14 protein-coding genes are annotated in these 12,658 nt (G+C 61.3%); 10 read left to right on the plus strand and 4 right to left on the minus strand.

From position 1 onward, the window contains the following. The first annotated feature begins 34 nt into the window (after positions 1-34). On the plus strand, positions 35-793 hold the full coding sequence (locus tag AC1DU8_RS00815) for a 5'-methylthioadenosine/adenosylhomocysteine nucleosidase (protein ID WP_457281499.1): 759 nt from the start codon (positions 35-37) through the stop codon (positions 791-793). Positions 794-900: 107 nt separating this feature from the next. On the opposite strand, the gene corA is transcribed toward AC1DU8_RS00815, so the two are convergent. Continuing rightward, complete coding sequence (corA, locus tag AC1DU8_RS00820) at positions 901-1,890, minus strand: magnesium/cobalt transporter CorA (RefSeq protein ID WP_457281498.1); 990 nt, start codon at positions 1,888-1,890, stop codon at positions 901-903. Between the two features lie 244 nt (positions 1,891-2,134). After that, entirely contained in the window at positions 2,135-3,349 is a 1,215-nt protein-coding gene (locus tag AC1DU8_RS00825) for a patatin-like phospholipase family protein (protein ID WP_457281497.1), read from the minus strand. 462 nt (positions 3,350-3,811) lie between these two features. On the opposite strand from AC1DU8_RS00825, the gene hpf reads away from it, so the two are divergent. Beyond that, positions 3,812-4,141 (plus strand): ribosome hibernation-promoting factor, HPF/YfiA family, encoded by a 330-nt coding sequence (gene hpf / locus AC1DU8_RS00830; RefSeq protein ID WP_007872838.1) that lies wholly within the window; start codon positions 3,812-3,814, stop codon positions 4,139-4,141. Between the two features lie 24 nt (positions 4,142-4,165). Here hpf and AC1DU8_RS00835 read toward each other — a convergent pair whose 3' ends face one another. After that, positions 4,166-4,492: a hypothetical protein gene (locus AC1DU8_RS00835; protein WP_457281665.1), complete on the minus strand. Its 327-nt coding sequence runs from the start codon at positions 4,490-4,492 to the stop codon at positions 4,166-4,168. Here AC1DU8_RS00835 and AC1DU8_RS00840 point away from each other — a divergent pair. Together AC1DU8_RS00840 and hprK are read left to right on the plus strand one after the other, a co-directional pair. Further along, positions 4,382-4,855 (plus strand): PTS sugar transporter subunit IIA, encoded by a 474-nt coding sequence (locus tag AC1DU8_RS00840; protein WP_457281496.1) that lies wholly within the window; start codon positions 4,382-4,384, stop codon positions 4,853-4,855. The genes AC1DU8_RS00835 and AC1DU8_RS00840 overlap by 111 nt on opposite strands. Positions 4,856-4,923: 68 nt before the next feature. After that, positions 4,924-5,874 carry an HPr(Ser) kinase/phosphatase gene (gene hprK / locus AC1DU8_RS00845; RefSeq protein ID WP_457281495.1) on the plus strand — a complete coding sequence of 317 codons (951 nt, stop codon included), beginning with the start codon at positions 4,924-4,926 and terminating at the stop codon, positions 5,872-5,874. Positions 5,875-6,105: 231 nt separating this feature from the next. Here hprK and fur read toward each other — a convergent pair whose 3' ends face one another. Continuing rightward, a complete protein-coding gene (gene fur / locus AC1DU8_RS00850) occupies positions 6,106-6,558 on the minus strand; it encodes a ferric iron uptake transcriptional regulator (protein WP_457281494.1) in 453 nt (150 codons plus the stop codon). A gap of 127 nt (positions 6,559-6,685) precedes the next feature. Between fur and AC1DU8_RS00855 the strand changes: the two genes are divergently transcribed. The 6 genes from AC1DU8_RS00855 (at position 6,686) to AC1DU8_RS00880 (ending at position 12,656) form a co-directional block, all read left to right on the plus strand. Next, a complete protein-coding gene (locus AC1DU8_RS00855) occupies positions 6,686-7,261 on the plus strand; it encodes an outer membrane protein assembly factor BamE (protein WP_457281493.1) in 576 nt (191 codons plus the stop codon). Further along, positions 7,258-8,100 carry a 4-hydroxy-tetrahydrodipicolinate reductase gene (gene dapB, locus AC1DU8_RS00860; RefSeq protein WP_477689509.1) on the plus strand — a complete coding sequence of 281 codons (843 nt, stop codon included), beginning with the start codon at positions 7,258-7,260 and terminating at the stop codon, positions 8,098-8,100. The genes AC1DU8_RS00855 and dapB overlap by 4 nt, the downstream gene beginning before the upstream one ends. Before the next feature lie 40 nt (positions 8,101-8,140). Continuing rightward, on the plus strand, positions 8,141-8,791 hold the full coding sequence (locus tag AC1DU8_RS00865) for a MotA/TolQ/ExbB proton channel family protein (RefSeq protein ID WP_457281491.1): 651 nt from the start codon (positions 8,141-8,143) through the stop codon (positions 8,789-8,791). Positions 8,792-8,897: 106 nt separating this feature from the next. Beyond that, entirely contained in the window at positions 8,898-9,344 is a 447-nt protein-coding gene (locus AC1DU8_RS00870) for an ExbD/TolR family protein (RefSeq protein ID WP_477689510.1), read from the plus strand. A 125-nt stretch (positions 9,345-9,469) separates the two neighbouring features. Then, positions 9,470-12,112 carry a leucine--tRNA ligase gene (gene leuS, locus AC1DU8_RS00875; RefSeq protein ID WP_477689511.1) on the plus strand — a complete coding sequence of 881 codons (2,643 nt, stop codon included), beginning with the start codon at positions 9,470-9,472 and terminating at the stop codon, positions 12,110-12,112. Positions 12,113-12,149: 37 nt separating this feature from the next. Beyond that, complete coding sequence (locus tag AC1DU8_RS00880) at positions 12,150-12,656, plus strand: LPS-assembly lipoprotein LptE (protein WP_477689512.1); 507 nt, start codon at positions 12,150-12,152, stop codon at positions 12,654-12,656. The last annotated feature ends 2 nt before the right edge of the window (positions 12,657-12,658 follow it).

The raw sequence follows: 12,658 nt of genomic DNA on the forward strand, positions 1-12,658 counted from the left end.
TCCCCGGTGTTGAAAGCGCGGGCAAAATCAGGCCATGACTTCCGCTGACACCTTCCCCCGCGCACCCACCGCCATCCTCAGCGCCCTTGCTGAAGAGCAGTCCGGCCTGATTGACCTGCTGGAAAACGCGCGGCAGGTGAAGCGCGCTGGCCGTGAGTTCTGGCTTGGTGCCCTGCACGGCCACCCGGTCGTGCTGGTGCTCGCGCGTATCGGCAAAGTGGCGGCTACCACCACGGCGGTGGCGCTGATCGAGCACTTCAAGGCCGGCCGCATTGTTTTCACCGGTGTAGCCGGTGGGCTGGGCGAAAGCGTGAATGTGGGCGATGTGGTGGTGGCCGACAGTTTTGTGCAGCATGACATGGACGCCTCACCGCTGTTTCCCCGCTATGAGGTGCCGCTGTACGGCAAGACGGTTTTTGAAAGCAACGCGGCTTTGACGTCGTTATTGCACGCGGCGGCGCTGGCTGCCGGTACGGTGCCGGCGTATCCGTCTGCGCGCGTCCACCGCGGGCTGATGATCAGCGGCGACCGTTTTGTCTGCAGCGCGCAGGAAGCTGCCGGTATCCGTGCGGCGCTGATTGCAGCAGGCCACACGCCGCTGGCGGTCGAGATGGAGGGTGCGGCCGTGGCACAGGTCTGCCATGACTACGGCGTGGCGTTTGCGTCGGTGAGAACGATTTCCGACCGCGCCGACGACACCGCGCACGTGGACTTTCCGGCATTTGTGGCGGAAGTGGCCAGCGTCTACGCGCGCGCCATTGTTGAAAAGTTGCTGCCGACGATTTCTGCCTGAGCGATTGCTATCTATTTAATAGCTGCTCGCGCTCGTATTTATTGGGTTACAGGCCGATTTGATGCAAAATTCAGCGCCCAAAACGATCCAGAACGCGGCAGACGACCTTATTGCAGCCAACCACGCTTCCTGAAGTACCACATGGGCACCACCGCGCTGGCAATCATCAGTCCCAGTGCATATGGGTAGCCATATGCCCATTCCAGTTCGGGGAAGTAGCCCTTGAAGTTCATGCCGTACACGCTGGCGATCAGCGTGGGCGGCAGCAGGGCGACGCTGGCCACCGAGAAGATCTTGATGATCTTGTTCTGGTTGATGTTGATGAAGCCGACCGTGGCATCCATCAGGAAGTTGATCTTGTCGAAGAGGAAAGCGGTGTGTGAATCGAGCGAGTCGATGTCGCGCAAAATCTGCCGCGCTTCCTCGAACTGCTCGGCGTTGAGCATCTTGCTGCGCATCATGAAACTGACAGCGCGGCGCGTGTCCATCATGTTGCGGCGAATGCGGCCGTTCAGGTCTTCGTGGCGGGCAATGGCGCCCAGCACTTCGCCGGCCAGGGCGTCGGTCACGTCGCCCGACAACACCTGCGCGCTAACTTTTTCGAGCTCGACATAAACGCCTTCCAGCGTGTCGGCGGAATACTCGGCGTCGGCGTCAAACAGCTTGAGCAGCACCTCCTTGGCATCCTCGATCAGCCCCGGGGCGCGGCGCGCGCGCATCCGCAGCAGGCGAAACACCGGCACGTCTTCGTCGTGGATGGAAAACAGCACACCCTTGCTCTTGAGGTCGTCGTTGACCAGGTTCAGGATGAAAGCCACCCGCACGGTGCGCGGTTCTTCGTCGTCGGCAATCAGGAAGTCGGAGCGGATGTGCAGCTCGCCGTTGTCTTCCTCGTAGAAGCGCGCGGACTCTTCAATGTCCTCGTCCATCGCGTCTTCCGGAATGGACAACCCGTAGTACTGCTTGATCCAGCGTTTTTCTTCGAGGGTGGGAGACTCCAGATCCACCCAGATGGGCTGGAATTTGGAGAGTTCTTCCAGGGATTCGATTTCTTCCTGGAAAAGCCGGCCGTTGGCCAGCGTGAAAATATTGAGCATGACTGACTGCCTATCGGTTCAGGGGCCGGCACAAGGCGAACGCTCAGGCCTTGCGCGAAAGCGCGGTAAAAGGGCGGTGGGATATGGCATCGCTTTCAACCCCCCTTTTCAACGTGAGCCTTTGCAAGCCTGGCGTCAGTCTGCGGTGTTGAAAGCTAGCAACTAGGACTGCTTTCCAAGGATTTCTCCGTAATGAATAAGCGGCGATTATGGCATTTCACACCTGGTTTATCCACCGCTTGCGCTACATAAAAAACTCGATGAGCTCGCTCTTTCGCGCGTAAGCGTCCTGTTCGCCCAGCGCCATCAGCGCCTTGACAAACCCCGGTTCGAAAAGCAGGTAGCTGGCCAGTGCGGCGCCTCCCGGACTGCCTTTGGCGCCCAGCGCACCCAGGCCAGCCAGCGCGTTGTAGGTTCCCCGCGGTAATTCGCCGGCGTGGGCTTGTGCCAGTGCGTCGAGCGACTGTGACGGTGCAATCGCCAACACGTCGACGGGCCGGTAGGGCATGACAGCCGCGATTTCGCGCGGCATCTGCCGCACGGTTTTGCTCACGCGCTGAGCCTGCTCCACGTCGGCCTGCAGCGTGTCCTGAAACACACTGGCCATGGCATGGCCGGCAATGGCGCCCAGCGTGGGCCGGCCGCTCACGTTCGGCCCGTTGCTGCCGACGAAACCGGCGCGCTCGGGTTGCCCCACGCCGATCACCAGCACCTTGCTGGCCCCAAGGTGCAAGGCGGGTGAGAGCGGGGAGCTCTGGCGCATGGAACCATCGCCAAAGAACTCGCGGTGGCCGTCCACCCAGAGCGGTGTGGAGGGGAACAGGAAGGGAATGGCGCTGGAAGCCATCAGATGTTCGATGGTGACGGGCTGGAACTCTGCGCGCCGCCCTGGCCGGCTCCAGAGATCGGCGTGGCGGCCGGCAGCCATCTGGCAGAACGTCCAGTGCACGCCGCTGCTGTAGCTGGAGGCCGTGATGGCCAGCGCGTGAAGGGTTTTATCCTGCAGCGCCTGCTCGATATGGCCCAGCGAAATGGCATGGTGCAAGGTGTCGACCAGCGGCGTGTTGTCCAGCAGGGATTGTTGCGCCCGCACCTGCTGCGACAAAAACAGCGCCGCCGCAATGCGGCTTGAGCGGATCCACGCGGGAACCTTGAGCTGGTAAACCTGCGATGAGCGCAATGTGGTCCAGAAATTGGCCAATCGGCCGAACGCCTGCAAGCCTTCACCCGCATGGCTTGCCAGGAAGGCCGCGTTCAACGCACCGGCTGACGTGCCCACCAGGATTTTGAACGGGAATTTCGGGTCAGCCGCACCGCCCTGCACGCTGAGCATGGTTGACAGGGCGTGAAGCACTCCCGCCTGGTAGGCCGTGCGTGCGCCGCCGCCCATGAGGACAAGGGCATTTTGCGCCTCGTCAGGGCGGGTTAACGCAGAAGAAATGATGGTCTCAAGCGACATGGCCGGGCCGGGTATGCGGCGGACGTGGTGAAAGCAGGCGGGGCATGAGCTTGATCGGCTGGTGTTATGGTTTTTTCGCCATGGGGCGCTGTTTCAGTCTTTGCCATTGCCTCATTGATGGGGCCGGGCCGGCTGCGGGCAATTGTGTCAGCATGATGCCGCCGCGAAAGACTTCCTGCAAGTCCGCTGGCTTGACCGCTACACGGTTTGACTTGGTAAAAATCCAGAAGAATCAAAGGCCTTCAGGCGCTGTCAGGGCGGCACGCCAGCACGCAGCGCATGCAGTGAAATGGGGTCAAGGAGTTTTTCATAAGGTTTCATTATTTATTGCGGCGCAAGGTTGCAATTGCGGGGCATCGGGCGCATAGTGAATCCAAGAGAGTGTCCCCGTCCGCTGCCTCGCCTTCATGGGCCCGGCAGTGTTTTCAACCCAGCTCCAACCTTGGAAAAAGGAGTCTCTTTATGAACTTGACGATCAGCGGCCACCATCTTGAAGTTACCCCCGCGCTACGCGGTTATGTGACAAGCAAGCTGGATCGGATTACCCGGCATTTCGACCAGGTAGTAGACGTAAAAGTCCTGTTGACAGTGGACAACATGAAAGAAAAGGAAAGACGCCAGCGGGCCGAATGCAATGTGCATGTCAAGGGCCGCGACCTGTTTGCCGAGAGCTCCCACGCTGATCTTTACGCCGCAGTTGATGAATTGACAGACAAGCTGGACCGTCAGGTTGGGCGTTACAAAACCAGAACCCAGGATCACCACCACGTTGCTGCCAAGCGCCAGGCCTGAAGGTCTTTTCGGGCTGTCCCTTTTTCAGGGTGTGCGGCTTCTCCCGAAGGGCCGCATGTCACCGATGGCGTGCAGGCGGAAAACCTGCATCGCACGTTTTCTGTCGCGGCGAATCTGCAGGGCATCTGCAGGCGCGCCAAACCAGACGCCGAAGCCGCTTGTGGCGCCAAGCGGCTTTTTAATGCCTTTTTTGCGGTCAACCCGCTGCAAAGTGCATAATTCGGCGACTAAAAGATTGTTATGAACCGTCTTTCGCAAATTTTGCCCCCCTCCCAGGTTCTGGTCAGCGTTGAAGCAACCAGCAAGAAACGCGCTTTCGAGGAAGCCGGTCTGCTGTTTGAAAACCAACATGGCCTGAACCGCGCATTGATCACGGACAGCCTGTTCGCCCGCGAACGCCTGGGCTCCACCGGGCTCGGCCACGGCGTGGCGATTCCGCACGGCCGGATCAAGGGCCTCAAGGCCCCCATGGCGGCCGTTTTCCTGCTACAGGCGCCTATTGGCTTCGATGCGCCGGACGAACAGGCCGTGGCCCTGCTGATTTTTCTGCTGGTTCCCGAGGCAGCCACTCAAAAACACCTCGAAATTCTTTCGGAAATTGCCGAATTGCTCAGCGACAGCTCCCTGCGCGAGCAACTCAAGACCAGCACCGATGCCGCTGCGCTGCACAACCTGATCGCTTCCTGGCACTCCGTCCACGAAGTCAGTTCTTAGATGTGGTGTTGCACGGTTGCACGCTGTCCGGCCCGGCAGGGTCTTGAACAGGAAAAGTACAAGGCCGCATGAAGCCCACCGTTGTCAGCGCTGACGTTTTATTTGAAGACCACCGCGCCGCCCTGAAATGGGAATGGGTCGCCGGCCTCGGGGCCTCCGAGCGGCGTTTCGACGAAGTCGCCGTGCGGGCTGCACGCTCCGGCGCCGATCTGGTCGGATACCTCAACTACATTCATCCCTACCGCGTGCAGATCCTGGGCGAACGCGAGGTTGCTTACCTCACGAATGCCAGCCCAGAGGACTGCGCCCGGCGCATTTCCCGCATCATCACGCTGGAACCACCGGTGCTGATCGTTGCCGACGGCCAGACCGCGCCGGACACGCTGCTGTCCATGTGCGAACGCGCCCAGTTGCCGATGTTCGCCACACCCGAATCGGCGGCTTTCGTGATTGACGTGCTCAGGGCCTACCTGTCCAAGCATTTTGCCGACCGCACTTCCATGCATGGCGTGTTCATGGACATCCTGGGCCTGGGCGTCATGATCACCGGTGAATCCGGCCTGGGCAAAAGCGAACTGGGGCTGGAACTGATTTCGCGCGGACACGGCCTGGTGGCCGACGATGCGGTAGACCTGTACCGGATCAACCAGACCACGATTGAAGGACGCTGCCCGGAACTGCTGCAGAACCTGCTGGAAGTACGCGGCATCGGCCTGCTCGACATCAAGGCCATTTTTGGGGAGACGGCGGTGCGCCGCAAGATGCGCCTGAAAATGATCGTGCACCTGGTGCGCCGCGAGACGCTGGAGCGCGATTACGAACGCATTCCGTATGAGCCGCTGACGCAGGACGTGCTGGGCATCCCGGTGCGCAAGGTCATCATCCAGGTGGAAGCCGGCCGTAATATCGCCGTGCTGGTCGAGGCCGCCGTGCGCAATGCGATCCTGCAGCTGCGCGGCATCAATACCTACCAGGATTTCGTGGAGCGGCACCGCCGCGCCATGGAACAGGATGACTAGGGCCCCCACGGTCGCTCACTGCGTGTAGCTCCCTGCCCCCCGAGGGGGCCGCTGCGCCTGCGGCCCGGCAAAGCCGGTTCCGCGGCCCCTGCTGGAACAGAATCCTCGCGACCTCGGACCGCTCGCTACGGTTTCTTCACACCTTCTACGCGGTGGATTTCTAGATTGCTATCAAATTAGTAGCTGCTTGCGCAAGTGAGCAAAGGGTTTCAGGCCCTTTTTTCTCAAAACTCAGGCGTGATGATGCCGTACCGGCGCGCCGTTGCGGTTGGGGCACTTGTCCTTGGTGCAGTTGGCGTAGATCGACAGCGAATGGTCGGCGATGGTGAAGCCTTTGGCTTTGGCGACGGCATTCTGGCGTTTTTCGATCTCGGCGTCGTAAAACTCCTCGACCTTGCCGCAATCGAGGCAGACCAGGTGGTCATGGTGCTGGCCTTCGTTGATCTCGTAGACCGCTTTGCCCGATTCGAAATTGCTGCGGTTCAGCAGTCCGGCCTGCTCGAACTGGGTCAGTACCCGGTAGACCGTGGCCAGGCCGATGTCCGACCGGTCTTCCAGCAGCACCCGGAACACATCTTCGGCTGTCATGTGGCGCTGTTTGCCCGCCTGGAAGATCTCCAGGATTTTCAGGCGTGGCAGGGTTGCCTTGAGGCCGGTGTTTTTCAGTTCGTCGATGTTGCTCATGGGAAAACTCTCTGGGTGAAACCGCTGTGTAAAGCGGTGGTGCGACCCTTCTGGGCAGGTGCCGGCCGGGGGTCCCCAGCCGCTACAATGAACGATCATATCGCTACACCCCCTCACTATGTCAGCCATGCCTGCAAATCATCGTTACAGCGCCAAAACCGCTTTCCTGCTCCTGGCCTGCACGGTGCTGGCGTCCTGCAGCAGCCTGAGCAACATGAGCAGCAGTTCGATCAACCCGGTCAACTGGGTCACGCCCTATAAGGTGGACGTCATTCAGGGCAATTTTGTCTCCAGGGAGCAGGTTGAGCTGCTTCGCCCCGGCATGACGCGTGAACAGGTCAAGGCCATCATGGGAACGCCCCTGATGGCCAGCCTGTTTCATGGCGACCGCTGGGACTACGTCTTTACGCTGAAGCGCCAGGGCGTGGAGCCCCAGTCGTACAAATACACCGTGTTTTTCAAGGGTGACCAGCTGGAGCGCTTTGAAGGCGACGCCATGCCGAGCGAAACTGAATTCATTGCCAAACTGGGCAACCGACGCAAACTGGGCGATGTGCCCGTGCTGGAAGCCACCGAAGAGCAGCTCACCAAGGCTTCCACAAAGGTCAAAGCCAATCCGGCGGCAGCCACTTCGGCGCCCACCAGTACGCCGGCGGGCTCTCCGTCTGCCTCCTATCCGCCGCTCGAAAGCCCGAAACAGTGAGCGGGGCCGGCTCAATCCAGGCGACCCAGGCCAGACGGCACCGGGTCGCGGTGGCGGGCGCCAGCGGCCGCATGGGCCAGATGCTGATTGAGGCCGTCGGCGCCAGTGCCGACTGCCAGCTGACCGGTGCGCTTGATGTGGCTTCCAGTCCCGCCATCGGCAGCGATGCCGCCGCCTTTTCGGGACGCATGAGCGGCGTCCTGATCAATGCCGATCTTCGGCAGGGCCTGAAAGATTCCGGCGTGCTGATTGATTTCACGCGTCCCGAAGGCACGCTGGCCCATCTGGCGGCTTGCCGCGAGCTGGGTGTCAAGCTGGTGATCGGCACCACCGGTTTTTCCGATGCGCAGAAAACCGAAATAGCCTCGGCGGCCAAAGACATCGCCATCGTCATGGCTCCGAACATGAGCGTAGGCGTCAACGTCACGCTCAAGCTGCTCGAGATGGCTGCTCAGGCCCTGTCTACCGGCTATGACATCGAAATCGTCGAGGCGCACCACCGCCACAAGGTGGATGCCCCATCCGGCACCGCACTCAAGATGGGTGAAGTGATTGCCGGTGCGCTGGGTCGCGACCTCAAGGATTGCGCCGTCTATGCCCGCGAAGGCGTGACGGGCGAGCGCGACCCGTCGACCATCGGTTTTGCGGCCGTGCGTGGCGGCGACGTGGTGGGTGACCACACCGTGATGTTTTTGGGCACCGGCGAGCGTATCGAAATTTCCCACAAGTCATCCAGCAGGGCCAACTATGCCCAGGGCAGCTTGCGTGCCGCGCGCTTCCTCGATTCGCACGCCACCGGCCTTTTTGACATGTTTGACGTACTGGGCCTGAAAAAATGAATGCGGTGCCGGCCACGGCAGTTTCGGAGGTTTTAACCTGATGGACTTCTTCAGCCTGATGACCCAGGGCGGCATCGTCAGCCAGCTGGTGGCGGCCTTGTTGCTGGCCATGTCGGTCGCGAGTTGGGTCGTGATCCTGTGGAAGGCCTGGCTGCTTCAGCGTGCCGCCAAAGACGTGGCACGCAGTACCGCTGCTTTCTGGCAGTCGACCTCTGTAGAACAAGCCCGGGAGAAAGTTGCCGCCTTCGACCGCGAGGCGCTGGTGTTGCCTCTCATTGTTGCCACGGACATCCAGGCCGGCGGTACGCTGGCGTCGGCGGGCGACAAGTCCCAGCAACTCACCCGCGTGTTGCGCGACGCCCTTCATGACATCCTGGACAAGCTGCAGTTCGGTCAGGTGCTGCTGGCTACCGTCGGTTCTACGGCTCCCTTTGTGGGGCTGCTGGGTACGGTCTGGGGCATCTACCACGCACTTGTCGGCATCGCTTCAGCCGGCCAGATCACCATCGACAAAGTCTCCGGCCCCGTCGGCGAAGCGCTCATCATGACGGCGGCAGGCCTGGCGGTAGCGATTCCAGCCGTGCTGGCGTACAACATTTTCGGCCGTCGCGTCGGCCGTATCGAGGCCGACCTCGAAGGCTTTGCACGCGATTTGCGCGAACTGTTTTTATCAACAGCGTCATCAAAATGAAAAGCACATTTTTTCGACGGGCCGCCCCTGGAAAAAATGGCCCCAAAATTTGGGGAAAGGGGCAGCGTACCGCCGCAGGCCCACGAAGTGAAAAGCGTGGGGGCTCATGAGTTTCGGCCGCCTCGAACGTACCCAGGGCCCGCAGCCCATGAGTGACATCAACGTCACGCCGCTGGTCGACGTGATGCTGGTGCTGGTGGTCATTTTCATCATTACAGCTCCGCTGCTGGCCAGCACCATCCGGCTCGACCTGCCAAAAACCGAGGCGGCCAAGCCGGCAGATGCGCCGAAATTCGTCACGCTGGTGGTCGACAGGGCCGGCCAGGCTTTCCTGAATGACAAGCCCTTGGGCCTGGATGAACTTGCCCGCCGGTTGGCGGAAACTGCCGGCCAGAATCCCGACACCGAAGTGCAGTTGCGCGCGGACGAAGCCGTGCCTTACGGGAAAGTCGTGGAAGTCATGGGCGTGGCGCAAAAAGCCGGGCTCAACCGCATCGGCTTTGTGGCAGATCCTGTTCCGTCCGCGGCTGCCAGCCCTGCGGCGGCCCGGTAACCTGCGCAGAGCCGCCCAGCATCTAAAATCGGGGATCGCCCTTTGGCCGCGTGGCCCCGTATGGCGGGGCCGGAGCCTTTCACGGCCTCCATTTTGTTATCCCGTTTTCGCCTTTCCGGTTCTCCATGCAAGACAAATACAACCACCTCGACGTTGAGCGCGACGCTCAAGCCCACTGGACCGCAGCCGACGCCTACCGCGTGACGGAAGACGCCAGCCGCAAGAAGTACTACGCCTGCTCCATGCTGCCCTACCCCAGCGGCAAGCTGCACATGGGCCACGTGCGCAACTACACCATCAACGACATGCTCACGCGCCACCTGCGCATGAAGGGCTACAACGTATTGATGCCCATGGGCTGGGACGCCTTCGGCCTGCCGGCCGAAAACGCCGCCATGAAGAACGGCGTGCCGCCGGCGCAGTGGACCTACGACAACATCGCCTACATGAAAAAGCAGATGCAGGCGATGGGGCTGGCCATCGACTGGAGCCGCGAAGTTGCCACCTGCGACGCGAGCTACTACAAGTGGAACCAGTGGCTCTTTCTGAAGATGTTGGAAAAAGGCATTGCCTACCGCAAGACCCAGGTCGTGAACTGGGACCCGGTCGACCAGACTGTGCTGGCCAATGAGCAGGTGATCGACGGCAAGGGCTGGCGCACCGGCGCCGTGGTGGAAAAGCGCGAGATCCCGGGCTACTACCTCAAGATCACCCAGTACGCCGACGAACTGCTCGACAGCGTCAGCAACAAATTGCCCGGCTGGCCCGAGCGCGTCAAGCTGATGCAGGAAAACTGGATCGGCAAGAGCGAAGGCGTGCGCTTTGCGTTCACGCACGACATCCAGGACGCCTTCGGCAAGCTGATCGGCGAGGGGAAGATGTATGTCTTCACCACGCGCGCCGACACCATCATGGGCGTGACCTTCTGCGCCGTGGCGCCGGAGCACCCGCTGGCGCAGCACGCCGCCGTGTCCAATCCAAAAATCGCCGCCTTCATTGAAGAATGCAAGGCCGGCGGCACGACCGAAGCCGAGCTGGCCACGCAAGAGAAAAAAGGCGCGCCCACCGGCCTCTTCGTCACGCATCCGCTCACTGGCGACAAGGTGGAAGTCTGGGTCGGCAACTACGTGCTCATGAGCTACGGCGACGGCGCCGTGATGGGCGTGCCCGCACATGACGAGCGCGATTTCGAGTTCGCCAAAAAATACAAACTGCCGATCAAGCAGGTGGTCGACGTCAAGGGCCAGGCCTACAGCCTGGACGCCTGGGCCGACTGGTATGGCGACAAGCAGCTGGGCGTGACCATCAATTCCGGCAAATACGACGGACTCCATTTCAAAGCTGCGGTAGACGCCGTGGCCGCCGACCTGGCGGCCAAAGGCCTGGGCGAGAAGAAAACCACCTGGCGCCTGCGCGACTGGGGCGTGAGCCGCCAGCGCTATTGGGGCACGCCCATTCCCATCATCCACTGCGAAGAGCACGGCGCCGTGCCGGTGCCTGAAAAAGACCTGCCCGTGGTCTTGCCGCAAGACTGCGTGCCCGACGGCTCGGGCAACCCACTGCACAAGCACGCGGGCTTTCATGCCGGCGTGGTCTGCCCCGTCTGCGGCAAGCCCGGCCGCCGCGAGACCGACACCATGGACACCTTTGTCGACTCGTCCTGGTACTTCATGCGCTACTGCGACCCGAAGAACGGCGACAAGATGGTGGCCGAAGGCGCCAACTACTGGATGCCGATGGACCAGTACATCGGCGGTATCGAGCACGCCATCCTGCATTTGCTTTACGCCCGCTTCTGGACCAAGGTGATGCGTGACCTGGGCCTGGTGAAGGTCGACGAGCCTTTCACCAAGCTGCTCACGCAGGGCATGGTGCTCAACGAGGCCTTCTCGCGCGTGACCACCGGCAAGCAGTATTTCTGGGCGCACGAGCTCGATATCGTGCGCGACGAGCACGCCAAGGTGATCTCCGCCACTTCCAGGGCCGACGGCTTGCCGGTGCCTTACGAGGGCTGGACCACGATGTCCAAGTCCAAGAACAACGGCGTCGACCCGCAGGACCTGATCGAAAAGTACGGCGCGGACACCGCCCGGCTCTACACCATGTTCACCGCGCCGCCCGACACCACGCTGGAGTGGAACGATGCGGCGCTCGAAGGCTCCTACCGCTTCCTGCGCCGTGTCTGGAACTTCGGCGTCAAGCTCCATGCTATGAATTCAGGAGCTGAGGGCGCAGAGCCATCGGGTGCTACAGCCTCTTTTGACAAGGAAACCAAAGCGCTGCGCCTGGAAATTCACACAGTGCTCAAACAGATTGACTACGACTACCAGCGCATGCAGTACAACACGGTAGTGTCGGGCAACATGAAGTTGCTGAACGCGATGGAGGACTTTAAAGGTGCCTCGTCTGCAGGTGCAAACGCTGCGCTGCGCGAAGGCTTCAGCATCCTGCTGCGCTGCCTCTACCCGGCCACGCCGCATCTGGCGCATGCGCTCTGGTCACAGCTCGGCTACGCGGCGCGGCACGGTGAACTGCTCGACGCCCCCTGGCCCGAAGTCGACGCAGTCGCGCTGCAGCAGGATGAGATCGAGCTGGTGTTGCAGATCAACGGCAAGCTGCGCGGTTCTGTCACCGTTCCCGCCGGTGCCGACAAGGCTGCGATTGAAGCGGCTGCGCTGGCATCCGAGGCATTCGTCAAACAGGCCGCAGGTGCGCCCGCCAAGAAGGTGATCGTGGTGCCAGGCCGGCTGGTCAACATCGTCATCTGAGTCATTTGAGACCGCATCAACCCAAAGAAGGCAGCCCATGCAGCGTCGCACATTCTTTTCCCTGTCGGCTTCTGTTGCCGCCCTGAGCCTGAGCGGATGCGGCTTCGCGCTGCGCAAGGCCCCCACCTTTGCCTTCACCACACTCTATTCGGGCCTGGCTGAAACCTCACCGCTGGGCGTGGAACTCAGGCGTTCGCTGCAGGCGACCCGCAAAGTGGAGGTGATCACGGATGGCCGCAGGATCAATGAGGCGCAAGTCGTCCTCGATGCACTGGGCGATCAGCGCGAAAAAGTTATCCTGAGCCGCAATGCTTCGGGCCAGGTACGCGAGTTTCAGCTGCGCCTGCGTTTTCGCTTCAAGCTGCGTACCCTGGCGGGCAAGGAACTCATCCCCGACACTGAAATCATGCAGCAGCGCGACATCAGCTTCAATGAGTCCGCGGTATTGGCAAAGGAGGCCGAAGAAGCCCTGCTGTACCGCGATATGCAGAGCGATGTCGTCCAGCAGATCATGCGCCGCCTGGCGGCGGTGACGGAACTCTGAAA

It is taken from the genome of Polaromonas sp. P3_A5 (genome assembly GCF_056403055.1).